Annotated in this window: 22 protein-coding genes; 8 read left to right on the forward strand and 14 right to left on the reverse strand. The window is 29.2% G+C overall.

Annotated features, from left to right (window positions below; translation table 11 throughout):
* Positions 1-67 precede the first annotated feature (67 nt).
* From AC2TY9_RS01010 to efp, 3 genes are read left to right on the forward strand one after another with little or no spacing between them, the layout of a single operon-like run.
* The gene (locus tag AC2TY9_RS01010) at positions 68-1720 is read left to right on the forward strand and encodes a 30S ribosomal protein S1 (RefSeq protein ID WP_489778872.1); all 1653 of its coding nucleotides are present in this window, start codon (positions 68-70) and stop codon (positions 1718-1720) included.
* A 17-nt stretch (positions 1721-1737) separates the two neighbouring features.
* Positions 1738-3324, forward strand: a complete 1587-nt coding sequence (gene serA, locus AC2TY9_RS01015) for a phosphoglycerate dehydrogenase (RefSeq protein WP_489778874.1) — start codon at positions 1738-1740, stop codon at positions 3322-3324.
* A gap of 9 nt (positions 3325-3333) precedes the next feature.
* Entirely contained in the window at positions 3334-3894 is a 561-nt protein-coding gene (gene efp, locus AC2TY9_RS01020; RefSeq protein ID WP_489778876.1) for an elongation factor P, read from the forward strand.
* Between the two features lie 140 nt (positions 3895-4034).
* On the opposite strand, the gene ribD is transcribed toward efp, so the two are convergent.
* Genes ribD through nadA form a run of 12 tightly spaced genes read right to left on the reverse strand, consistent with a single transcriptional unit; the run spans position 4035 to position 15251 of the window.
* Positions 4035-5042 (reverse strand): bifunctional diaminohydroxyphosphoribosylaminopyrimidine deaminase/5-amino-6-(5-phosphoribosylamino)uracil reductase RibD, encoded by a 1008-nt coding sequence (gene ribD, locus AC2TY9_RS01025; RefSeq protein ID WP_489778878.1) that lies wholly within the window; start codon positions 5040-5042, stop codon positions 4035-4037.
* A gap of 9 nt (positions 5043-5051) precedes the next feature.
* Positions 5052-5480 (reverse strand): ribosome maturation factor RimP, encoded by a 429-nt coding sequence (gene rimP, locus AC2TY9_RS01030; RefSeq protein WP_489778880.1) that lies wholly within the window; start codon positions 5478-5480, stop codon positions 5052-5054.
* Positions 5477-5836: a 30S ribosome-binding factor RbfA gene (gene rbfA, locus AC2TY9_RS01035; protein ID WP_489778881.1), complete on the reverse strand. Its 360-nt coding sequence runs from the start codon at positions 5834-5836 to the stop codon at positions 5477-5479. Before rbfA ends, rimP begins: the two co-directional genes overlap by 4 nt.
* Before the next feature lie 9 nt (positions 5837-5845).
* Entirely contained in the window at positions 5846-8500 is a 2655-nt protein-coding gene (infB, locus tag AC2TY9_RS01040) for a translation initiation factor IF-2 (protein WP_489778883.1), read from the reverse strand.
* Positions 8490-8768 (reverse strand): DUF448 domain-containing protein, encoded by a 279-nt coding sequence (locus AC2TY9_RS01045; RefSeq protein WP_489778885.1) that lies wholly within the window; start codon positions 8766-8768, stop codon positions 8490-8492. Before AC2TY9_RS01045 ends, infB begins: the two co-directional genes overlap by 11 nt.
* Before the next feature lie 35 nt (positions 8769-8803).
* Positions 8804-9685: a homoserine kinase gene (gene thrB, locus AC2TY9_RS01050; protein WP_489778887.1), complete on the reverse strand. Its 882-nt coding sequence runs from the start codon at positions 9683-9685 to the stop codon at positions 8804-8806.
* A gap of 11 nt (positions 9686-9696) precedes the next feature.
* Positions 9697-10110 carry a hypothetical protein gene (locus tag AC2TY9_RS01055; RefSeq protein ID WP_489778889.1) on the reverse strand — a complete coding sequence of 138 codons (414 nt, stop codon included), beginning with the start codon at positions 10108-10110 and terminating at the stop codon, positions 9697-9699.
* 45 nt (positions 10111-10155) lie between these two features.
* Positions 10156-11061, reverse strand: coding sequence for a UDP-3-O-acyl-N-acetylglucosamine deacetylase (lpxC, locus tag AC2TY9_RS01060; protein ID WP_489778891.1), 906 nt, complete (start codon positions 11059-11061; stop codon positions 10156-10158).
* Complete coding sequence (locus AC2TY9_RS01065; protein WP_489778893.1) at positions 11058-12434, reverse strand: M23 family metallopeptidase; 1377 nt, start codon at positions 12432-12434, stop codon at positions 11058-11060. The genes lpxC and AC2TY9_RS01065 overlap by 4 nt, the downstream gene beginning before the upstream one ends.
* Entirely contained in the window at positions 12418-13404 is a 987-nt protein-coding gene (locus AC2TY9_RS01070; RefSeq protein WP_489778894.1) for a DHH family phosphoesterase, read from the reverse strand. Before AC2TY9_RS01070 ends, AC2TY9_RS01065 begins: the two co-directional genes overlap by 17 nt.
* 39 nt (positions 13405-13443) lie before the next feature.
* On the reverse strand, positions 13444-14265 hold the full coding sequence (gene nadC, locus AC2TY9_RS01075) for a carboxylating nicotinate-nucleotide diphosphorylase (RefSeq protein WP_489778896.1): 822 nt from the start codon (positions 14263-14265) through the stop codon (positions 13444-13446).
* A complete protein-coding gene (nadA, locus tag AC2TY9_RS01080) occupies positions 14262-15251 on the reverse strand; it encodes a quinolinate synthase NadA (RefSeq protein ID WP_489780442.1) in 990 nt (329 codons plus the stop codon). Before nadA ends, nadC begins: the two co-directional genes overlap by 4 nt.
* A gap of 108 nt (positions 15252-15359) precedes the next feature.
* Here nadA and plsY point away from each other — a divergent pair, with 108 nt between their 5' ends.
* The 5 genes from plsY to prfB all read left to right on the forward strand — a co-directional run bounded on the left by plsY (position 15360) and on the right by prfB (position 19614).
* Positions 15360-15983 carry a glycerol-3-phosphate 1-O-acyltransferase PlsY gene (plsY, locus tag AC2TY9_RS01085; protein ID WP_489778898.1) on the forward strand — a complete coding sequence of 208 codons (624 nt, stop codon included), beginning with the start codon at positions 15360-15362 and terminating at the stop codon, positions 15981-15983.
* Positions 15984-15988: 5 nt separating this feature from the next.
* Positions 15989-16303 carry a dihydroneopterin aldolase gene (locus AC2TY9_RS01090; RefSeq protein WP_489778899.1) on the forward strand — a complete coding sequence of 105 codons (315 nt, stop codon included), beginning with the start codon at positions 15989-15991 and terminating at the stop codon, positions 16301-16303.
* A gap of 297 nt (positions 16304-16600) precedes the next feature.
* On the forward strand, positions 16601-17707 hold the full coding sequence (locus AC2TY9_RS01095) for a porin (protein WP_489778901.1): 1107 nt from the start codon (positions 16601-16603) through the stop codon (positions 17705-17707).
* Positions 17708-17866: 159 nt separating this feature from the next.
* A complete protein-coding gene (locus AC2TY9_RS01100) occupies positions 17867-18520 on the forward strand; it encodes a c-type cytochrome (RefSeq protein WP_489778903.1) in 654 nt (217 codons plus the stop codon).
* Positions 18520-19614: a peptide chain release factor 2 gene (gene prfB / locus AC2TY9_RS01105; RefSeq protein WP_489778905.1), complete on the forward strand. Its 1095-nt coding sequence runs from the start codon at positions 18520-18522 to the stop codon at positions 19612-19614. Before AC2TY9_RS01100 ends, prfB begins: the two co-directional genes overlap by 1 nt.
* A 48-nt stretch (positions 19615-19662) precedes the next feature.
* Here the strand turns inward: prfB and AC2TY9_RS01110 are convergent, their stop codons facing one another.
* Both AC2TY9_RS01110 and AC2TY9_RS01115 read right to left on the reverse strand, forming a co-directional pair.
* Positions 19663-22029, reverse strand: coding sequence for a PD-(D/E)XK nuclease family protein (locus AC2TY9_RS01110; RefSeq protein ID WP_489778907.1), 2367 nt, complete (start codon positions 22027-22029; stop codon positions 19663-19665).
* On the reverse strand, positions 22019-22552 hold the full coding sequence (locus AC2TY9_RS01115; RefSeq protein WP_489778908.1) for a hypothetical protein: 534 nt from the start codon (positions 22550-22552) through the stop codon (positions 22019-22021). The genes AC2TY9_RS01110 and AC2TY9_RS01115 overlap by 11 nt, the downstream gene beginning before the upstream one ends.
* Between the last annotated feature and the right edge of the window lie 2 nt (positions 22553-22554).

Consider the following 22554-nt stretch of genomic DNA (forward strand, 5'->3'; position numbering starts at 1 on the left):
AGACTTAAGCAAGCATTGGATATAATCGTCACCATTTAATAAAAAACGGTAAATACGAAGGAATAAAATGGGTATTGATGATATAGAATTAGGTGAAGACTTTGATTTCGCACAAATGCTTGAAGAGTCTTTTGAGAATGCTGAGAATAACTCTGTAGTTGATGGTGTAATTGTTGAAATCACTAGTGATAGTGTACTTGTTGATGTTGGTCAAAAGATTGAAGGTAGATTAAACTTATCTGAAATCACTATTGGTGGAGAAGTTAAATACAAAGCTGGGGAAACAATTCCAGTTATGTTAATGGGAAATAAAGGTGAAAGACCATCTATTTCTTACAAAAAAGTTCTTCAAAAAGAAAAATTTGATGCATTTGTAAAAGAACATGGTGAAAATGTTGAGAATGTAACAATTGAAGGTAAAATTATCTCTGTTAAAAATAGAGGTGGATTTATTATTGAAGATGATTCTGGTTTAGAATACTTCATGCCAATGGCTCAATCTTACTTAAAAGCTCACGGTGCAGTAGGTAAAAAAGTTAAAGCAAAAGTTTTAAAAGTAAACGAAGCTCAAAACTCAATTATAGTTTCTAGAAAAAAACTTATTGAAGAATCAAAAGAACAAAAAGATTCTAAAGTTAATGAGATCTTAGAAAAAAATGAAGCAGTAAATGGTATTGTTAAGAAAATCACTTCTTATGGTATGTTTATTGACTTAGGTGGAATTGATGGTTTAGTAAACTACAATGAAATCTCTTACAAAGGTCCTGTTAATCCTGCAAACTATTACAATGAAGGTGACGAAGTTACTGTTGTAGTATTATCTTATGACAAAACTAAACAACACTTATCATTATCAATTAAAGCTGCACTTCCTAATCCATGGGAAGAGATTAAAGATGAATTAGAAGTTGGTGATACTATCACTGTAACAGTTTCTAACTTTGAATCTTATGGTGCATTTGTTGATTTAGGTAATGACATCGAAGGTTTATTACACATCTCTGAAATTTCATGGAATAAAAACTTAAAAAATCCAAAAGACTTATTAACTTTAGGTGAAGAAGTAAATGTTGAAGTTATTGAATTAGATGTTGATAAAAAAAGATTAAGAGTATCTCTTAAAAACTTACAAGAGAAACCATTCGCTAAATTTACAAAAGAGTATAAAGTTGGTGATGTTGTAAAAGGAAATATTGCAACTTTAACTGATTTTGGTGCTTTTGTTACTATTGGTGAAGTTGATGGTTTATTACACAATGAAGAAGCTTCTTGGGAATCAAATGCAAAATGTAAATCACTTTACAAAAAAGGTGACGAAGTTGAAGTTAAGATTATCAAAATTGATAGAGAAAAAGAAAATATTTCATTATCAGTAAAAGAGATCGCTGATTCACCTGCAAAAAAATTCCAAGACGAACATAAAATGGGTGACATTGTAAAAGGTGCTGTTAAAGATAAAAAAGATTTCGGAATCTTTATTAAACTAGAAGATAATTTAGATGGTTTAATTAGAAATGAAGACTTTGGACCATTAAATGCTGAAGAAGTTAATGCTGGTGATGAACTAGAAGCAGTTGTTGTAAATATTGACACTAAGAAAAATAGAGTTAGATTATCTGTAAAAAGATTAGAACAACAACAAGAAAGAGAAGCCTTAAAAGCTGTTAATGATGATACAGCTATGACTTTAGGTGATTTATTAAAAGATCAAATTAAATAATTGAGGGACATAGAAAAATGAGTAAACATACAATTGTAGTTTGTGACCATATCCATGAAGATGGATTAAATATCTTAAAAAACACAGAGGATATAAACTATGTATATGCTGCTGATATTGATAAAGTTACGTTATTAGACGTAATTAAAGATGCAGATGTAGCAATTACAAGATCTTCAACTGATGTTGATGAGAAATTTTTATCCGCAGCTACAAACTTAAAAGCAATTATCAGAGCTGGTGTTGGTTATGATAATGTAGACATGGAAGGTTGTAGTAAAAGAGGTATTATTGCTATGAATGTACCAACTGCTAACACTATTGCTGCAGTTGAACTTACTATGGCTCACATGCTATCTTGTATGAGAAAATTTCCTTATGCCCACAACCAATTAAAACAAGATAAAATCTGGAAACGAGAAGATTGGTATGGTAACGAATTATTTGGTAAAAAACTAGGAATTATTGGATTTGGTAACATCGGTCATAGAGTTGGGCTTAGAGCTAAATCATTTGAAATGGACGTAATTACTTATGACCCATACATTCCTTCAACAAAAGCAACTGATTTAGGTGTAACATACACTACAAATTTTGATGATATTTTAGATTGTGACATTATTACAATCCATACACCAAAAAATCAAGAAACTATTGACATGATTGGTGAAGAAGAGATTGCAAAGATGAAAGATGGTGTAGTTTTAATTAACTGTGCTAGGGGTGGACTTTATAATGAAGACGCACTTTACAATAATCTAAAATCTGGAAAAATCAAAATGGCTGGAATCGATGTATTTAAAAAAGAGCCAGCAACTGATAATAAATTAATTGATTTACCAAATATTACTGTTACTGCACACTTAGGTGCAAATACTAGAGAATCACAAAAGAAAATTGCCGTTCAAGCTGCACAAAATGCTATTGAATCAGCTAGAGGTATCTCTTACCCACATGCACTTAATTTACCAATTGATGAGAGCAAAATTCCTTCATTTGTTAAACCGTATATTGAATTAACTCAAAAAATTGCATTTTTATCTGCACAACTTGATAAATCAGCAATTAGATCTATTAGTGTTAAAGCAGAAGGTGAAATTAAAGAGTATCTTGATTCATTATTAACTTTTGCTACAGTTGGTGCATTAAGTGTAATTGGTGGAGATGAAGTTAACTATGTAAACGCAATGTTTATAGCTGAAGAAAAAGGTATTAAATTTGAAACTTCTGAAGTTGAACATTGTAGTGGTTATAGCAACAAAGTAGAAGTTAAAATCACGACTGAAAAAAGAGTAAACTCTATTGCAGGAACTGTTTTTGATGATGATGTTCAAAGAATCGTTGAACTTGATGGATTTGATTTTGATATTGAACCAAAAGGTAAAATGGTTATGATGAGAAATAATGACGTACCTGGTGTAATTGGAAATGTTGGTAAACTTCTTGGTGATAGAGGAATTAATATCTCTGACTTTAGACTTGCACGTGGCAAAAATAAAGATGCATTAGCAATCATTTTAGTTGATGATACTATTAATAGTAAATTACTAGAAGAGATTGGTAGTATCCAAGATGCTATTGCAGTATCTTATGCAGAAATTTAAGGAGTAGTTATGGCATTAGGAATGAGTGATTTAAAAAAAGGTTTAAAAATTGAAGTGGATGGTATTCCATACAAAATTACAGATTATGCACATGTTAAGCCTGGAAAAGGTGCAGCATTTGTAAGATGTAAAATCAAAAACTATTTAAATGCAAAAACTATTGAAAAAACGTTTCATGCTGGTGATAAATTTGGAACTCCAGATTTACAACAAAAGACTATGCAATTCTTATATGATGATGGTGAGATGTTACAATTTATGGACACAGATACATATGACCAAATTGGTTTAACCTATGATCAAGTTGGTGATGCTGAAAAATGGATTATTGATGGAATGAACGTTGATATGATGTTTTTCAAAGGTGAAGCAATTACTGTTGAACCACCAATGACTGTAGAAATGAAAATCGTTGAAACTCCACCAAACTTTAAAGGTGATTCACAAGGTGGTAAAAAACCAGCTACACTTGAATGTGGCGCAGTTGTTCAAATACCATTTCACTTAGTTGAAGGTGACATTATTAAATGTGACACTAGAACGGGTGAGTATCTAGAAAAAGTAAAATAAAACTATAAATCTTTATCGCTATTAACTGCGATAGAGATTTTTTCTCTTCAGTCACTTACATTTGTAAGCTCCTTCCTCAAAAAAACCTCTCTCTTGTTTCTAACAATAAATATTTATAGTTTAAATTATTAAATTCAAATCTAACTTTTTCTTTTTAGGTAAATTATTTTCTCTTGTCCAATGAAGTTCTCATGAACAATTTCAAAATCTATATCAATATCCTTTAAAGCATTAAGCCCTTTTCTAATCTTAGGACTAACAAGTAAAACCAAATAATCAATTCTTTCTTTTAAACTATCTAATAAATTATAAGTTCCCTCAACCATCACGAATTTATAATCAAGTAATTTAAATAAATCATCACTAATAATAACTTCTCTATTTGGTATTTTAAACAAAGGAATATTTGTATCAAAAATTTTATTTTTTGAATAAATCATTATATTAGGTGCATCTCCAGCTATATATCTAGCATCGAGTGTTGGCTTATCTGTTCTAACTGTATTTCCACCAATAAGCATTAAATCAATTTTATCTCTTAATGTATGTACATAAGCTAAGGCTTGATTAGAGGATATTTTGCCATCAATACTACCATTTAAGGTTTGTGCCATTTTATAAAATACAAAAGTGTTTTCTGACCATTTAATAAATGGGAATAAAAGCTCGTGAGCTTCTTCTTTCATGCAACCTAGACTAAGATCTATATTTGCTTCTTCTAAAGTCTCACAACCACCTGAAGCTACTTTATTAGTATCTTCATGGGCAATAATTACTCTTTTTGGTTTTAGCTCTTTTAAAAGATTTGCACAAGCAGGAGTTTTTCCAATATGATTACATGGCTCAAGTGTAACAAAAATTTCACAATCATTGAAAAAACCATTATGATTTTTAATTAGATACTCATGAATATCTTCTGATTTTCTTTTTGTTTTAATAACATCATTTGGGTGTTTTTTAAGATAGGCAGCTTTTAATGCATTAACTTCAGCATGGGGCATTCCAGCTTCTTTATGTGCTTCTATAGATAGTATTTCACCATTTTTTACAACAACACATCCAACAGCTGGATTTGGGTAAGTTAAAAGTTGATATTTCCATGCTTCATCAATGGCTAACTTCATAAAGAAATTATCATTAATAATCATTTGTTTAATCTACCATTCAAAATAAGTTGTGGCTGTAGAAATCTCATCATATGCAATAATCTCTTCGCCATGTTCAGTTTTGATTTTAATTTCATTATCATCAGCAAAAATAAGTTCGCCTTTAATAGTATCTTTATTAAAATCTTTTAGTTTAACTTTTTCACCAATTGATGCTTTGTAGTGTTGTGGTCTTTTTAGTTTTCTTTCTATCCCAGGTGAACTAACTTCTAGGTTATAATTACCTTTCATAGGTTCTTCAATATCTAAAATAGGTGAGATCATTCTTGAAATTTCTGCGCATTTGTCTAAAGATATTCCACCTTTAGCTGTAACATAAATTCTAAAAACATTTTTATCATTTTCTTTTAAAGTTACAATATCATAAATTTCTGCACCACAACCTTGAACAGCTATTTCAATAGATTCTTCAAGATTCATGATTCATCCTTTTTTTTCTTCTCAATTTGTCTAAATAAATCTTCAATATTTTTTGAAGATTCGAATGATGTATCGTTAACAAATTTGAATGTTGGGCATTTATACCAACCAGTAGCACTAAGTATATATTCTTTGATTCTTCCATTTGCTTTTGTTAAAGCTGAAATAACACCTGCCATCTCATTTTTTTCAAAATCACTTCCATCAAAATATACAGTTGCATCATATTTACCATTTTTACAATTTACACCTGTAATAGGTAAAGAGCAAATTCTTGCGTCATTCAATGTCGATAAAGCTTCAGGAATAAGCTCCATCAACAATGATTCAGTTCTTTGAAGATTAATACTTTTCAAAAATCAACCTTATAAATCAATTTCTCTCTTCTCTTCAATTTGTATAAATGTTTCAATAAAATCACCAACTTTTATATCATTGAATTTATCAAACATAATACCACACTCATAACCATTTGATACTTCTTTAACATCATCTTTGAATCTTTTTAGTGATGAAATTTTACCAGTATAAGTAACTACACCATCTCTAATAATTCTTGCATGACCACCTCTAATTACTTTTCCATCAGTTACGAAGCATCCTGCAACTGTTCCAATTTTTGGAACAACGAATGTATCTCTAACTTCTGCTTGACCAGTATTTTCTTCTCTAATTACTGCTGTCATCATACCTGACAATGCATCTTTAATATCATCAATTAAGTCATAAATAATTGAGTACGTATTAATTTGAATTCCATCAGCTTTTGCTTTTTGCTTAACAGAACCAGTTGGTCTTACATTAAATCCTAAGATAATACACCCTTCTGATGCACTAGCTAAAATTAAGTCTGATTCAGTAATTCCACCAACACCAGCATGAATCACTTTTACTTTTACTTCTTCATTTTGAATTTTTTCTAATGAACCTTTAATTGCTTCTAATGAACCACCAACATCAGTTTTGATAATTACTGGTAATTGTTTTATTTTACCTTCTGCAATTAATCCACTCATTTCTTCTAAAGATACTTTTGTTGATTTAGAAAGTTCTTTAGCTCTTGCATGTTCAGCTCTAGTTGTTGCTATTTCTCTTGCTTCTTTATCAGTATCTTGTACAACAAGAATTGAACCAGCAGCAGGAACATCATTTAATCCTAAAACATTTCCTGTTTCAGAAAGCCCAAGTTCTTTTACTGGTTTACCCATATCATTTGTAATAGCTTTTACTCTACCATGTGTAGTATCACATACAATATTGTCTCCAACTTTTAAGATACCGTTTTGAACAATAATTGTTGCAACTGGTCCTCTCCCTTTTTCTAAAGAAGATTCAACTACAGTAGCTTTTGCTTTTGCATCTGGGTCAGCTTTAAGTTCTAACATCTCAGATTGAAGTAAGATATTTTCTAATAAATCATCAATACCTTGACCTGTATGAGCAGAAACTCCAATAAATTCTATATCTCCACCCCAATCAACTGGTGTCATCTCTTTTTCTGCCATTTGAGCTTTAACCATATCCATATTTGCAGATTCTTTGTCCATTTTGTTTACAGCAACAATAATTGGACATCCTGATGCTTTTGCATGAGATATAACTTCTTCTGTTTGTGGTTTAACACCATCATCAGCTGCAACAACAATAATTACAATATCAGTTACATCAGCACCTCTAGCTCTCATTGAAGAGAAAGCGGCGTGTCCTGGAGTATCCACGAAAGTGATTTTTTGTTTGTTTTGTTCAATTGTATAAGCAGAGATATGTTGAGTAATTCCACCGGCTTCACCTTTTGCAACCTTTGAACTTCTAATCTTATCTAAAAGTGAAGTTTTACCATGGTCAACGTGACCCATAATTGTAACCACTGGAGGTCTTGTTACAAAGTTAGAATCATCAATCTCTTCTTCTAAATAATCATCAACATAATTTGCATCTTCTAAAGCATCTTTTACGGTAACTTCAATACCAAACTCTTCACCAAGAATTTCAAGTTCATCTTGTTTTAAGAAGTCATTTTTAGTAACCATCATCCCAAGACCAAATAGTACAGTAATAACTTCAGCTGGTGATTTTCCACAAGCTTCTGCAAACTCATATACTCTTACATCTTCAGGAATTGTAATTTCTGTAATTTCAATATCTTCTTCAACTCTTTTAATTCTTTTCTTTCTCTTACCTCTTTTTAATCCTTGTGGTCTATTACCAAAGGCAGCAGGTCTTGATGATCTAGTTTGTCTTTTATTATCTTGATTTTGCTTAGGCTCATCAAATAATTTTGATGTATCAGCTAAATCCATATCAAGAAGAACAACCTCTTCACCTAATAATGATTCATCACTTTTATCATTGAAATCTTGTCTAGTTTTTGCTTCAAACTCAATCACCTTACCATGGTCATGAGATCTAGCTGCTTGTTTTTTCTTCTCTTTTTTCTTAGCAGCTACTTTTGACTGAGGTGTTTGAGCTGATTTTTCACTTGATTTATCATTTAAATTATTACCACCTAAAATTTCACTAAGAGATTTCATTGGTTTTTTAAGATTTGAAGTTGGTATTGCTATCTCATCTTGTTTAGTCTCAACTTTTTCTTGAGGCTTTTTCTTTTTAATGATTTTCAAACCTCTTCTTTTAGGAATGATTTTCTTAGGAGATATACTTTTTAGAGGTTTCTCTTCTGTTTTTTCAACAGTTTCTTCTTTTTTCTCTTCCTCTTTTTTCTCTTCTACTTTAACTTCCTCTTTTTTAGGCGTTTCTTCAATAGTTTTCTTCTCTTCTGTTTTTTCAACAGTTTCTTCTTCTGTTTTTGGTGCTTCTTTTTTGATTTTTGCTGCAGGTTTTTTTAGCTTACTACTCTTTCCAGTCATTATGTAGTTCGCAATCTCTTCAGCATCTTCAAATGAAACTGCAGTTTGTGGTGACTTAAGTTCTATTCCTAAATCTTTTGCTTTGGCAATAACCTCATTGCTACTAGCCCCAGCTTCTTCTGCTATTTCATAAACTCTTACATTATCTGACATGCGTTAATATCTCCTTAAGTTGTCCTATATAGTCATCTTTATTTTTACACTCTCTAAAAAGTGCTTTTTCTATTTTTTTGAAATCTTTTTGATTGTTTTGTGAATTTTTTAGTATTGAAATACAATCATTACAGATATAAAAACTTCTGCCATAATTATCATATGGTACAAGTTTTTTATCCTCACACTTTAAACGAAATAGTTCATTTTGAGGATATTTTCCTCTACAAATGACACAAGTTCGTATTGGTTTTTTCAAAATAGTCAATATTATACCTAAATCTTGCTTAATTTAAATATTCTTTAATCTTTAATAACAACACCATCGTTGTCAAATCCTCTAGTTAATACCCTAAAATGAGGAAACCTTTTGTTTAACTCATTTTCTATTCTTTTTGCATCTTCATTAAATGCAACAGAGAATAAAGTTGATCCAGACCCTGATAAAGTACTCATTAAAGACCCATGTTTTAATGCAGTTTTTTGTACATCAAATAGTTCAGGCATTTGCTTCATTCTATATTTTTGATGAATTTTATCTAATGATGCAGTTCTTAACATATTCCAATCTTCATTTATAAATGCTGCTGTTAGTAAAGAGGAATGTGATATATTAAATATTGCATCTTCTTTAGAATACTTAAAAGGTAATGCCTTTCTTGACAACTGCGTAGACATAGGTCTATTTGGAATAACAACAATTGCTTTTAATGATCTTGGCATATCTTTTTTTATAAATTTAACCTCATTCTCATGTACTGTAGAAACATTAAACCCACCCATAACAGCAGGTGTGATATTATCAGGATGTGATTCATAAGCCAAAGCTAAATTTAGTAATTTTTCTTTTTCAATTTTTATTCCTTCTATTGCATATGCACTAGCAATTGCAGAAACAATAACCGCAGAAGAACTACCTAATCCTCTTGAAAGTGGGATCTCATTTGAGAATTCAAATCTAAAGTGTCTTTTTTTATGTGAAAGATTATGATAAAAATCGTTAAAAATCGCAATAAACATATTATTGTCTTTTAAAACTGGATTATTAGAACCTTCACCCTTTAAACTCACACTATGAAATTTTGAAGGTTTTATACTCACTTGATTATGAAGTGAAATTGCCAATCCTAGAGTATCAAATCCTGGACCTAAATTGGCACTTGTTGCTGGAACACTAATTCTCAAACGCTTTCCTTTTATACAGCAGGTAAATTATATATTGGCAGAGTCTCATCTGAAAAATTTATATTTTCTATAAGGTCTGGTAATTTAAAGTCTGACATTGTACTCTTATTATCTAAAAAGTCAACTTTAATACCATTTTCATCATTTATAAAATATTTTTTTCCCAAAGCTTTAATAGGAGAATCCCCATTAAATTCAAAACCACTACACGATTTTAATTCAATATTTTTTGTTATTGACAGAGTTTTTAAAAATACATAAGCAACTTTTATTGCCATATAAGATCCTGGTGTATTTACATAATAAATTCTATTTATTTTATATTCATTTAAAATTTTCTCAAATATTAAAGGTAAAATATCTGAGGTTACACCATCATTTTCATATTTTTTAATCAGTTTTTTATTCTCATAGATTCCAACCAAAAGTGGTTTAGATATACTTATAACTAAAACTTCTATTCTTTTCTCCTAAGATTGAACTTTTGCATAAGCCATCTCAAATACATGGGCTTCTGCTTCAGCTTCTTCTAAATCTATAATCTCATAATTATCTTTATCTTCATAAAGTTTTTTTGTAAGTAAATGGTTTAGATGATGACTCCCTGCATGAGCATCATATTCTCCAACAAGGGTATAACCTAATAAGGCCATATCACCAATTGCATCTAAAATTTTATGTCTAACAAACTCATCATCATATCTTAAACCCTCTGGATTTAAAATTTTTGTTTGGTCAAGAACAATAGCATTTTCCATACTACCACCTTGTGCAAGTCCAATACTTCTTAAATATTGAACCTCATGTAAAAAACCAAAAGTTCTAGCTCTAGAAATATTTTCTTTATATTCACTAATTGAATAATCAAAGTGGAAATTTTGTTTTCCAATAGATGGATGTTCAAAATCTATTGAAAAATCATAAATAATATGTTTTGAGGGTTTTAGGGCAACTTTTTTGCCATCTTCAGTTACAATCTCAACATCTTTTTTGATTTTAATAGCTTTTTTACTTTTATCAAGCTCTTTTATACCCGCTTCTTCAATCAACATACAATAACCAGATGAACTTCCATCAAGTACAGGAACCTCATCATTATCAATTACAACTCTTAAATTATCAATTCCATAAGCATAAACTGCAGATAATAGATGTTCTATAGTAGAAACAACAACATCATCTTTCCCAATTACTGTTGCCATTTTCGTATCAACAACATTTTCAATTTTAAGTGGTATTGTAATCCCTTTATCAACTCTATAAAAGATAATTCCCATATCAGAGTCTAAAGGTTCAAGTTTCATTTTAACAGGAACTCCTTTATGAAGCCCTATTCCAACAATCTCTACACTTTTTGCTATTGTTCTTTGTCTCATTTACTACTTCTTATCTCTTGTTTTGCTTTAGACAGGATATCTAATATTCTTGTTTTTATCCAGTTTTTATCCATCCATTCGATTGGATTTACCTCAATACCTTGAACTAAAACTCCAAAGTGTAAATGATCTCCAAATACAGCACCTGTGCTTCCAGTATTTGCAATATTGTCACCTTTTTTTACAAAATCACCTTTTTGAACATTTAGTTTACTTGTATGAGCATATAAAGATTGTAATCCAAGTTTATGGTCAATAATTGCAGTATTCCCATAAATTCCAAGGTAGTTATTAAATATAACTGTTCCACTATTTGAAACTTTTACTGGAGCTCTTTTTATACTTGCCCAGTCCATTCCTAGATGCCAAGCTTCATCTATTCTTTGTCCCTCATAAAAATATTCTCTTTTTTCTGCAAATCCTGCAAAGGTTTTAGAACCACTTAATCTTCTAAATGGATTTATTGAAAAATTGTTAATCATCTCTTTTGACATATTTTTAATAGATTCATTTCTAATTGTAGAAACATTTTTTGCTCTTAATAATCTATTTTGTTTTATAAAAATCTCATCATTTGAAGTAGGTACTTCCATATCACTTTTTTGTAGTACAGGAATTGAAACTTTGTTTATAAAATTATCTGAAATATTTAGTTTGTCATTTTTGATTTTTAAATCTTTTATATAAAGAGGAACTTTTCTAACAGTTACATTATTAGCTTCATCAACAGCAACCAAATTTACAATATCAAATTGATCAAATTCTATTTCTACAGGCCAAGCTATAATTGCAGCATAAAAATCATCTTTTAAATATGGAATCAGTTCAAATCTATATTTATCATTAAAAGTGATATATTTTTCTTTTAAGTTCTCATCTTTAACCTGAACCACAACTGCTGCACTTCCACCTCTTTTTATATTGTATGAATTTGTTATAACCCTTGCAAGTGGTCTTTTTCTATCAATATTTAAAGTAAACTCTTTATAAATAGTATTTCCTCTAAATAGATTCCACATACTATTATCATAAGCTTCAACTGCAAGTTTAATTGTTTTTACATTTTGGTCAACTTTAATTGGACTTATATCAATAGATAGTTTATTTTGTTTTGATTCTAATACTTTATTTTGAACTTCAATGTTTGCATCATTTACTTTAAAAGAGATTTTATAAGACTTTATTCCACTTTCATCTTCAAGTTTAATATTTAACTTATCTTTTGCATTCCAATATCCATTATTTAAAAATGTAACCATAGGATTTTTTTTCTCAAATATAGGAGAAAAATAAATAAATGCTCCAATTGCAACTATAATTGATAATATCATCAATGTTAAAATATTTTTAAAACTACTATTTCGCCTTCTCAAGAACTTCCTTTAATACTAAATTTCTAACTTCATCCACATCCAATGAATCAACTGTAAAACCTGCTGCATTTATATGTCCACCACCACCAAATATGGCAGCTATTTTTGCAACATTAATTTTACCCTTTGACCTAATTGATACCCTACTTGAACCATTCACAATTCTAACAAAAATTGTAACTCTTACAATTTTCATACTCATAATCATATCTAAGGCATCTTCACAATCTCTTGTATGAGCACCTGTTTGATCTAACCATTCATTTCTTACATAAATAGTAGCGACCTCACCTTCTCTATGCAATTCCAAAGAATCTAATACCTTTGGTAAAACTCTATATTTTGCTAAAGAATCTCTTCTTTTAAGTTTATTAGCAATCTCTGAAGGGTTTGCACCAAACTCAACTAAATGATTAACTTTATCAAAAGTAAGTTCATCACATCTACCCAATGAAAAGGCCAAAGAATCATCATAAATACCAACATAAAGTGCTGTTGCAGAATTCTTTGTAATATACAATCCATTAAATTTAAAAAAATCATACACAATCTCTGCAGTTGAACTTTTGAATGGGTCAACTAAATTTATATTTCCAAAATGATCATTTGAAGCATGGTGATCAATATTTATTAATGGTATATTTTCATCTACTTTAAAACCAAATCTTTTTTCAGAACCACAATCAACAGAAATAACCAAATCGTAAAAACTTGGTAATTGGTCAGTTATCTTTTCAAACCTTGATATAAAATCCAAGTTTTGAGGTAAGTCAGAACTTATATTAAAAACTTTGTGTTTAATCTTATTTTCATAAAGTAGATTTGATAATGCTAAAGATGAAGAGATTGAATCAGCATCTGGATTAACATGGGTAATTATTAGGATATACCTACTTTTTTCAATAAGCTGTAAAGCCTTTGCAAAATCACTCATATTTATTTTATTATTTACAATAAAGTCTTTTTTCATAGGTTCAAGTATGCCTTTTTTTTATTAACCAATAGTAAATTAATCAAACTTCATAGAAAAATCAAGCCAAGTTGCTTGATGAATAATACTTCCTGAGCTCAATGCATCAACTCCAGTTAATGCAAAATCTCTAACTGTACTTAAAGAGATATTTCCACTAGCTTCTAATAATACATTTGGATAGTTTTTATTTCTAAATTCAACAACTTCTTTGATTTGTTCAGGAACCATATTATCACACATAATAATATCTGCACCTGCATCCATTGATTCTTTTACTTGCTCAAAAGTTTCACACTCTATTTCAATTTTTGTAACCCAAGAGATTCTTTTTCTTGCATCTTTTATAAAAGATTTTAAGTCATTGATTGTTCTTAAGTGTGTATCTTTTAACATTAAACAATCATCAAGTCCAAGTCTGTGGTTTCTAGCCCCTCCTACTCTACTTGCATATTTTTCAAAATCCCTTAACTGAGGTCTTGTTTTTCTAGTATCTAAAAGAGCTACTTCTAAACCTTCAATTTGTGAAACAAATCTATTTGCCATAGTTGCAATTCCACTTGCATGTTGAAGCATATTTAAAAAGGTTCTTTCACTTGAAAGTAAAATAGAAGCCTTACCTTCAAGTTTTGCTATAACATCACCTTTTTTTAATTTATCTCCATCATGTTTTAAAAACTTACACTCAAATTTTTCAGTTTTTGCTAAAGCCTTTGCATAAATTTCTCCTGCAAAGACTCCATCATTTTTTGTAATTACCTTTGCTGTAAATCTTCCCTTTGGAGCAACATCATAAAATAAATCCCCTCTACCATTATCTTCAATAATGGCATTTTTAACAAATTTTTTAATATTTATCATACTTCAAGCATCCTCTCTAAAGCAACTCTTGCCCATTTGATAGTATTTTCGTCAACTTTGATTAATGTCTCTTCGCTTATATTGTTATCTTTTATTGATTTTAATGTCTTATATACATCTTCCAAAGTTGTTTCATTCATAGTTGGACACTCTGGTTTTGTAGAACTTAAAATATATGTGTTTTTTTCTCTTAATCTATTTACCATATTGTATTCAGTACCTACAGCAACTTTTTGCTCAAGAGGTAACTCTTTTATATACTTTATTAATTGAGAAGTTGAACCAACAAAATCTGCCATGTCACAAATAGCTGGATCACATTCTGGGTGAACTGCGATTAAGATATCAGGATATTTTTCTCTGTAAAACTCTACGTCTTCAGTTGTAAATAGTTGATGAACTGAACAAAAACCGTTATAACAAATAATATCTGCTTCTTTTAAGTCTGAACCATCACCAACAACTGCTGATTTAAGATTTAAAGATTTTGCAAAGTTTTGACCTAAACATCTATCTGGTACAAAAAAGATTTTTTTACCTGATTGTAAACCTTTTTCAATGATTTTATATGCATTTGATGAAGTACAAACCATACCACCCATCTCTCCAACTTTTGCTTTAACAGCTGCACTAGAGTTGATATAAGTTATTGGTAAAATATCATCATTTGATATTCCAGCTTCATTTATGACTTTTAGGTTTTGTTCATAATAACCCTCATCAATCATTCTTGCCATGGCACAACATGCAACTTTTGGCATAAGCACAGTTTTTTCTGGGCTTAGAACTTTTACACTCTCTCCCATAAATCCAACACCGCAAAAAACAACATACTTTGATGCTGTCTCTTTTGCTTTTCTTGCTAGTTCTAATGAATCCCCAGTGATGTCTGCTAATTCAAAAACCTCGTCTCTTTGATAAAAGTGTGCAACTAATGTAACATCTAGTTCATCTTTTAATTTTAAAATTTCATCTTTTAAATTCATTTGTAAATTCAATTTTTTGCCTTAAATATCATTAAGTTTTTAATTATTTGGGAATATAACAAAATTTTAGTTATAATCCTCTTTCATAAATTTATTATAAGGTTATAAATGGATTTTCTTTTCAATTTTAATGTACTTTTTTATTTAGTTGCTTATTTAGCTGGTTCAATCCCTTTTGGTTTAATATTAGCAAAGATTTTTGCAGGAGTTAATATAACAGAATCGGGTAGTAAAAGTATTGGAGCAACAAATGTTTTAAGAGTTGTAAAAGAAACAAATCCAAGCCTAGCAAAAAAACTTGGTATTGCTACAGTTTTACTTGATGCACTAAAAGGAACAATTGTAATTTTAATAGCTATGTCTATGGGTGCAAGTGAAGCAACACTTTGGGCTGTTGGTGTTTTAGCTGTTCTTGGTCACTGTTATTCTATATTTTTAGGACTAGAAGGTGGTAAAGGTGTTGCAACTGGACTTGGAGCATTTATAGTTTTAATTCCTATTCCAACTATTATAGGTGCTGTTGTATGGGTATTTTGTGGAAAAGTTTTAAAAATCTCTTCTCTTTCTTCACTACTGGGATTAACAGCAGTTGTAATATCAGCTGTTTTATTAAACAATGGATTAAATGTAGGTTCAAATGCACCTATGTATATCATCGCTTTTATAATCTACTATAAACATATACCAAATATAGTAAGACTTATAAAAGGCCAAGAAGGTAAAGTTGTCTAAATATTATGAAAGTTTATATAGAAAACTTAACATTTGATTGTATTATTGGAATACTTGACTTTGAAAGAGTAACTGCTCAAAAAGTAATTATAAACTTATCTTTTGAATACAACTTTTCAAACAAAGATGAGTTTATAGATTATTCAAAAGTTTCAAATGATATTGAAAATATTATGATTGAAAAAAAATTTGAACTCTTAGAAGAAGCAATTATTTGTATTCAAAATCATCTTGATAACTCTTATAAAATAAAAAATTTAAAAATTAAAATCTCAAAACCAGATATTATGTCAAATTGTATAGTATCACTTGAAAACTAAGCGCAACTAAAGCCTAAAGCAAGTTTCAGGCTCAAATATCTACATAATACTTTAACAGTTTGTATACATTTTTGTAAAACTCATTAAAAGTGACTCTAAAATAACAAAAATCGATACATAAAAAAAAGCTTAAAAATGCCACCATTTGGTAACTTTTAAACTACTTTAAGAATACTTTAAAATTAACTTCTGTAAAATTTTGCAACGGTCATCCGGAATAGTACTTAGATAACTCTACTTTCTAAGTTGTTCGCGCATCCGGTTAACTGATTAATTTTCGAAAATTTAGGAGAACAAATGAAAAAATTCGCAAAAATGAGTTTAGTAGCAGCTGTAGCTGTAGCTGGTCTTACTTCAACTGCATCTGCAGTAGATTTAGAGCAAGCAATTAAAGGTGTTGATGTATCTGGTCAATTCAGATATAGATATGACGTAAGAAATACTGATAACGGTGTTGAAGAAAGTGATTCTGATGTTGAAATCGAAGTAACTGCAAAAGTTCCAGTTAATGATAATGTAACTGCAGTATTTAAATTCGACAATGCAAATGACGATATCCAAGACAATGATGGATTCAATGGTGGTACAGTAAGTGCTGCTCCTGTTACAATCCAACACTACTACTTTTCATATGCTAACGGTCCTTTAACTGTTAACTATGGTCACCAAGAAGTTCCAGGTAGAATCGTAGATGCTCCTGATGGTCATGGTTTAGTGGCATTATATAATGCTGGTGTAGCAACTATTGGTGCTGCATACTTTACTAACCATTCTTACACTACTTCACCTGCAGGTGGTGGTGAAGATATCGCTTCTATCATTGCAATGGGTTCTGTTGGTCCTGTATCTTTATTAGGTCAATATAATGCAGTAGCTGACTTAGCTGATTCTTACAACTTAAAAGCTGATGCTACAGTTGGTCCTGTTGCATTTGGATTAGAGTATACTGATACTGAATATGAAAGCGCAGCTATTGCTTCTGCATTAAATGCTACATCAACTTCAGAAGATGATTATTCTACATTTAAAGCATATGTATCTGGTTCTATTGATATCGTATCTGCTAAATTAACTTATGCTCAAACTGGAGACAATGGTTCTGGTTCATTTGCTGCTGAAACTGAAGCTGCTTCAGAATTCTTATTATGGCAAATGGGTACAGCTGGTGAAGCTGATATGGATTTATGGGCTTTAGATGTAAATGTTAAAGCTACTGATTCAATCACTTTAAGAGCTGCTTATGCTGATGGTGAAAAAGGTGCAAATGTTGATGAAACTGAAGCTTTAGCACAAGTTTCTTACCAAATGTCTAAAAATTTATCTACATATGTTAGATATTCTAACTTTGAAACTGGTACAACTGAATATGACATGGGAAGAGTTGAAGTTAAATATACTTTCTAATCATAGATTTGTATAAAAGCTTAAGCTAAACTCAAAAGGTTAGAGGTTTTCCTCTAACCTTTTTTTTATGTCTGAAAAACAATAACACTAAGCTTCCAAAGTATAAAAAAGATTTTTTATGATAAAATATCTCTTTAAATAATAAAAGGATAAAAATAGATGAATATTAAAACTTTTTTAGCTATTAGCTTACTATCTTCTGCAGCTTTATTTGCTCAAACAACAATGTGTTTTAAAGAAAACCATATTTCTATGGCAACAATTGAATCAACACCTCTAGATGGTGGCTTATGTTCTTCAACAAAATCATTAACAGATATGAAAAAAGAGGGTTGGAGTGTAGATGATATCAAAATAGAACCATCAACAAATGGTAAAAACTATATCTATATTCTAAAAAAAGAGACTCAAACTTTATCAACAATGGATGAGGAAAAACTAGAACAAAGAATTATGCAAAGACTTGAAAAAAGAGAACAACAAGAGAAACAAGCAAAAATAACTCAATACAAACAAATAATGTCAAAAAGTGGTAAAAAGATATATATAGATAAATGTCAATCTTGCCATGGTGAAAAAGCAGATAAAAAAGCCTATGGGACATCAAGACCACTTATTGAATTAAGTTTAGATGATATGGATCAATCTATAAATGACTATATGTATGATAATTATGACAGAGGTAATGCTATGGTTATGAAGCCATATACTACTTTTTTAACAGGAACAAAAGTTAAAGAGGTATATTCATATATCCAATCTTTAAAACCCAAAAAAGATACTGATAAGAAAGAGGAGGAATCTTCTAATTAATGGATGCCTATGAATATTCACAGATTTTAAAACTTTTAAATACAAAACTTGAAAATATACAAAATATTTTAAAGCCTGAAGAGTTGAATAAAAGATTAAAAGAAATTGAAGAGTTAGAATCTTCTCAAGAGTTTTGGAATGATGTAGACACTGCCACTAAAATAGGTATAGAAAAAAACAGAATATTAAGTAAACTTAGCAAGTTTAATAAAGCGAATGAAGCTTTAAGTGGTACAAATGAGCTATATGAATTAGCTGGGGAAGAAAAAGATGAAGATACTTTTGAACTTCTTTTTGAAGAAGCTACTGATTTAGAAGAGTTGATAAAATCAACAGAAATCCAAGTTATGCTAAGTTCACCTGATGATGCTTCAAATGCTATTGTTTCTATTCATCCTGGTGCTGGTGGAACTGAATCTCAAGACTGGGCTTCTATGTTGTATCGTATGTATCTAAGATGGGCAGAAAGAGGTGATTTTAAAGTAGAACTTTTAGATTATCAAGATGGTGAAGAAGCTGGTATAAAAGATGTATCATTTATCATAAAAGGTGAAAATGCTTATGGTTATTTAAAAGCTGAAAATGGTATTCATAGACTTGTTCGTATATCTCCTTTTGATTCAAATGCAAAAAGACATACCTCCTTTGCATCTGTTATGGTAAGTCCAGAAATTGATGATAATATTGATATTGAAATTGAAGATAAAGATATTAGAATAGATACATATAGAGCAAGTGGTGCTGGTGGACAGCACGTAAACAAAACAGAATCAGCTATTAGAATAACTCACTTAGAAACAAATATTGTAGTTCAATGTCAAAATGATAGATCACAACACAAAAACAAAGCAAGTGCTATGAAGATGCTTAAAAGTAGACTATATGAACTAGAACTAGAAAAACAAAAAGCAGATAAAGATGGAGTAGAAAAAAGTGAAATTGGATGGGGACACCAAATTAGATCTTATGTACTTCAACCATATCAGCAAGTAAAAGATACAAGAAGTAATATTGGATATTCAAATGTAGATGCAATATTAGATGGAGATATTACAAAAATTATAGAAGATGTTTTAATCGCGCAATCTTCTTAATCCTAATAAGTTCCCAAGCTAGAGCTTAGGAACTATTGGGGTACTTAATCAGTCTTTATTACAAATAGTTTTGTAAATACAATATTGACAAATTTGATTATTGTCACATTTATCAAAACTTACACTTGAAGTTTTAAATTCTTTAAAAATCTCTTTTAAAACATCAAGTTTCTCAAAAAGCATTGTTTCTTCTAAAAGCTTCATATTATATAAATCATAATAGTAGCTTTTGATATTTGAAGCTTTAAAAAGTTCCTTTACAGCTAAATAATAAAACTCCAACTGAAAATCAGTAGCTTTATCAAAATTTGATTTTGTATTTATTTTTAAACTTGAACCTGTTTTATAATCAATCACTAAAAATTGATCGTCTTTTTTATCAATCCTATCAATAACACCTCTAATTTTTATACCTTCTAATTCACATAAAAAAGGTTTTTCAAGTTCTACAACTGATAGATTATCTTTAAATCTATCCTCTTCTAAAGAAAAAAACTCAACAAGTTTTTTTCTCCAAAGCTCCAAATCTAAATTTAAAAACAAATTTGAACTTCTTTTTTTATCAAATATATTAAATAGGTGTTTTAAACCCCTCTTATCTTGCTTATAATACTCTTCTAAAGTTTCATGGATGATATTACCTAATTCATACCCTTTTGGCTTTAAGCTAATCCCATGCTCTCTTATTTTAAGTATATGATTTAGATAATACTTTCTTTTACACTCTAAGAACTCTTTTAAAGAACTTGCACTCCAAGTTTGTTTTGATAAATCTATATCTAAAACAATTTCTTCATCAAAATGTTTTAAAGAATGGTTTTTAAATAATATATGTTTATACTCATTATCGTAAAGCTTTTCATCAATTTTTATATCAAATAATATATCTGCAAACCTTGTTATTTGTTCACTATCATTTTTTATATAAGAGATGATCACATTTTTTGAGTTTGAAATAAGTCTTTCATAATAATATTTTTGTAAATTTTCTCTATCAAGTGCTGTTGGTAGATTTGATTTTTCTTTTATAGAAGAAGATAAAAATTTATCTTTTACACTTCTTTTTGGTATTAAACTTTCATTGAAATCACAAATTATAACTGCATCAAATTTTATATTTCTACTTTCAAGTAGTCCCATAACCGTAATTTTCCCAGAGTTTACATCATCAAGGGTAATTTCACTTATTTTTTGACTAAAGATTTTATATGCTTCTTTTAAAAGAATCTTTTCATTTATTGTAAAAAAGAGCTTATATAATTTGTAAATTGATTCATTAAACTTTTCTAGTAGTTCTTTATTTGTTTCCTTTGAAATGAAAAATCCAACAATATTTTCAAAGATCTCTATTGTAAGTTTTTTGTTCCAGTTGTTTTTAAATAGCTTATCTATTTCATTTATATCTAAACCTAAAAATTCAAGGTTTTTTATATTTTTTATCTCATCTTCATTTATATATAAATTGATTGCATCTATTGTTTTATATAAATTTGTAGTATATATATTTAAGCCCATAGCATAGTTAAAATAGTTTTCTTTATCAAAAAGTGATATTGTAGATGCAAATGATTCATCTGGAAGTATTAAAGCTATTTTTGATGGCTCAATTCCCTTTTGAACTAAAGTAACAATTGACTTTTTTATATATGCAATTTGATTAATTCTTGAGGCAAAACCTTTTATCTCTAAGCTATCATATTTTGAAATAAGAATATTTTTTTCTAAAATTTTATTGTTAGAAAAATCAATTTTATATTTGTGATCAAGTTCCAAATCAAAACCATAATTAATAAACTTCTCAATTGATTTTTTGTTAAATTTATTATAAATAAATTCAATATTTAGATTCACTCTTTTTGAAATACTTTTAATAAGTTCAAATTCAAAAGATGTAAAATATCCTTCAAAAACCAAATCTATTGATTGATATCTATCTAAAAAATTTTCATTTATTTTATAGAATTTTGAAATATTTAATCTATCAATTGCCCTATTTTTTTCTAATATATCTAAATAGTTTTTTTGTATTTGTTTTAGTAACTGTAAATGTTCAGAATAAAAGCCATATGTATCAGAAGTTGAGATTGTATCAATATCAACACCCTCACTTGCTAATTCTAAAAAAAACCTATAAATATAATCACTTTGTTTTATAAAATGGGTGAAGGTACTAGATATTCCGATTTGATTTAAATCTATATTTTGAACAGCTTTTTTTAAAAAAAGAAATCTTTCCTCTTCATCTATTAATTTTAAATTGTCAAAAAATAAAGATTTTTTAAAAAGTTCATCTATAGTGATAATTGATGGCAATAGAGTATCAAACTCTTTTTGTGAGTTTACATACTCTCTAATTGCTCTTGAAGTTGGGTATACTAAAAGTTTTTGATTTTCTAAGAGTAACTTATCTTGCATTAGATTTTATATAAAAATATCCAATATCATCAGCGACTTTTACTTGTCCTGTGATATTCCAATTTCCTTTTAGTGGTAGATTAACTTTAAATTCTTTTTCATTAAAATCCATAGTTGCATCGTGGTTTGTTGGTCTTGATATTCTTAACTTAATATCAAAATCTTCAATCGTTTTTCCTGTTTTCTTATCTGTAATAGTTACATTAAGTTCATTTGAACCAAAACTAAAAATATCTTTATGTTTTGATACTTTTTCTATAACCCTTTGAGCTAAAAACATATCAGTGTAAACTAATCCAAATTTCTTTCCATTAACACTTAATTTAAAGTCATATTTTTTTTCAAAGTTTTGATTTGAAAGTACTATTTTATTGTAGTTGTTATCAACATCTTGATATGAAGTTAAAAATGCTTCATCATTGTTCACTGGAACTTTTGATGCTGACATAATTGTCCATACAATCATTGCAAATACAAAAGAAAATATACCTATAAAAAACAAAGGCCAATAATTTCTTTTCATTA

This window comes from Arcobacter sp. ISO1, from assembly GCF_058105185.1.

Coding starts and splice junctions, on each gene's coding strand:
- AC2TY9_RS01010 (WP_489778872.1), top strand. CDS start 68: ATGGGTATTGATGATATAGAATTAGGTGAAGACTTTGATTTCGCACAA.
- serA (WP_489778874.1), top strand. CDS start 1,738: ATGAGTAAACATACAATTGTAGTTTGTGACCATATCCATGAAGATGGA.
- efp (WP_489778876.1), top strand. CDS start 3,334: ATGGCATTAGGAATGAGTGATTTAAAAAAAGGTTTAAAAATTGAAGTG.
- ribD (WP_489778878.1), bottom strand. CDS start 5,042: ATGATTATTAATGATAATTTCTTTATGAAGTTAGCCATTGATGAAGCA.
- rimP (WP_489778880.1), bottom strand. CDS start 5,480: ATGAATCTTGAAGAATCTATTGAAATAGCTGTTCAAGGTTGTGGTGCA.
- infB (WP_489778883.1), bottom strand. CDS start 8,500: ATGTCAGATAATGTAAGAGTTTATGAAATAGCAGAAGAAGCTGGGGCT.
- lpxC (WP_489778891.1), bottom strand. CDS start 11,061: ATGAGACAAAGAACAATAGCAAAAAGTGTAGAGATTGTTGGAATAGGG.
- AC2TY9_RS01070 (WP_489778894.1), bottom strand. CDS start 13,404: ATGAAAAAAGACTTTATTGTAAATAATAAAATAAATATGAGTGATTTT.
- nadC (WP_489778896.1), bottom strand. CDS start 14,265: ATGATAAATATTAAAAAATTTGTTAAAAATGCCATTATTGAAGATAAT.
- nadA (WP_489780442.1), bottom strand. CDS start 15,251: ATGAATTTAAAAGATGAAATTTTAAAATTAAAAGATGAACTAGATGTT.
- plsY (WP_489778898.1), top strand. CDS start 15,360: ATGGATTTTCTTTTCAATTTTAATGTACTTTTTTATTTAGTTGCTTAT.
- AC2TY9_RS01090 (WP_489778899.1), top strand. CDS start 15,989: ATGAAAGTTTATATAGAAAACTTAACATTTGATTGTATTATTGGAATA.
- AC2TY9_RS01095 (WP_489778901.1), top strand. CDS start 16,601: ATGAAAAAATTCGCAAAAATGAGTTTAGTAGCAGCTGTAGCTGTAGCT.
- AC2TY9_RS01100 (WP_489778903.1), top strand. CDS start 17,867: ATGAATATTAAAACTTTTTTAGCTATTAGCTTACTATCTTCTGCAGCT.
- prfB (WP_489778905.1), top strand. CDS start 18,520: ATGGATGCCTATGAATATTCACAGATTTTAAAACTTTTAAATACAAAA.
- AC2TY9_RS01110 (WP_489778907.1), bottom strand. CDS start 22,029: ATGCAAGATAAGTTACTCTTAGAAAATCAAAAACTTTTAGTATACCCA.
- AC2TY9_RS01115 (WP_489778908.1), bottom strand. CDS start 22,552: ATGAAAAGAAATTATTGGCCTTTGTTTTTTATAGGTATATTTTCTTTT.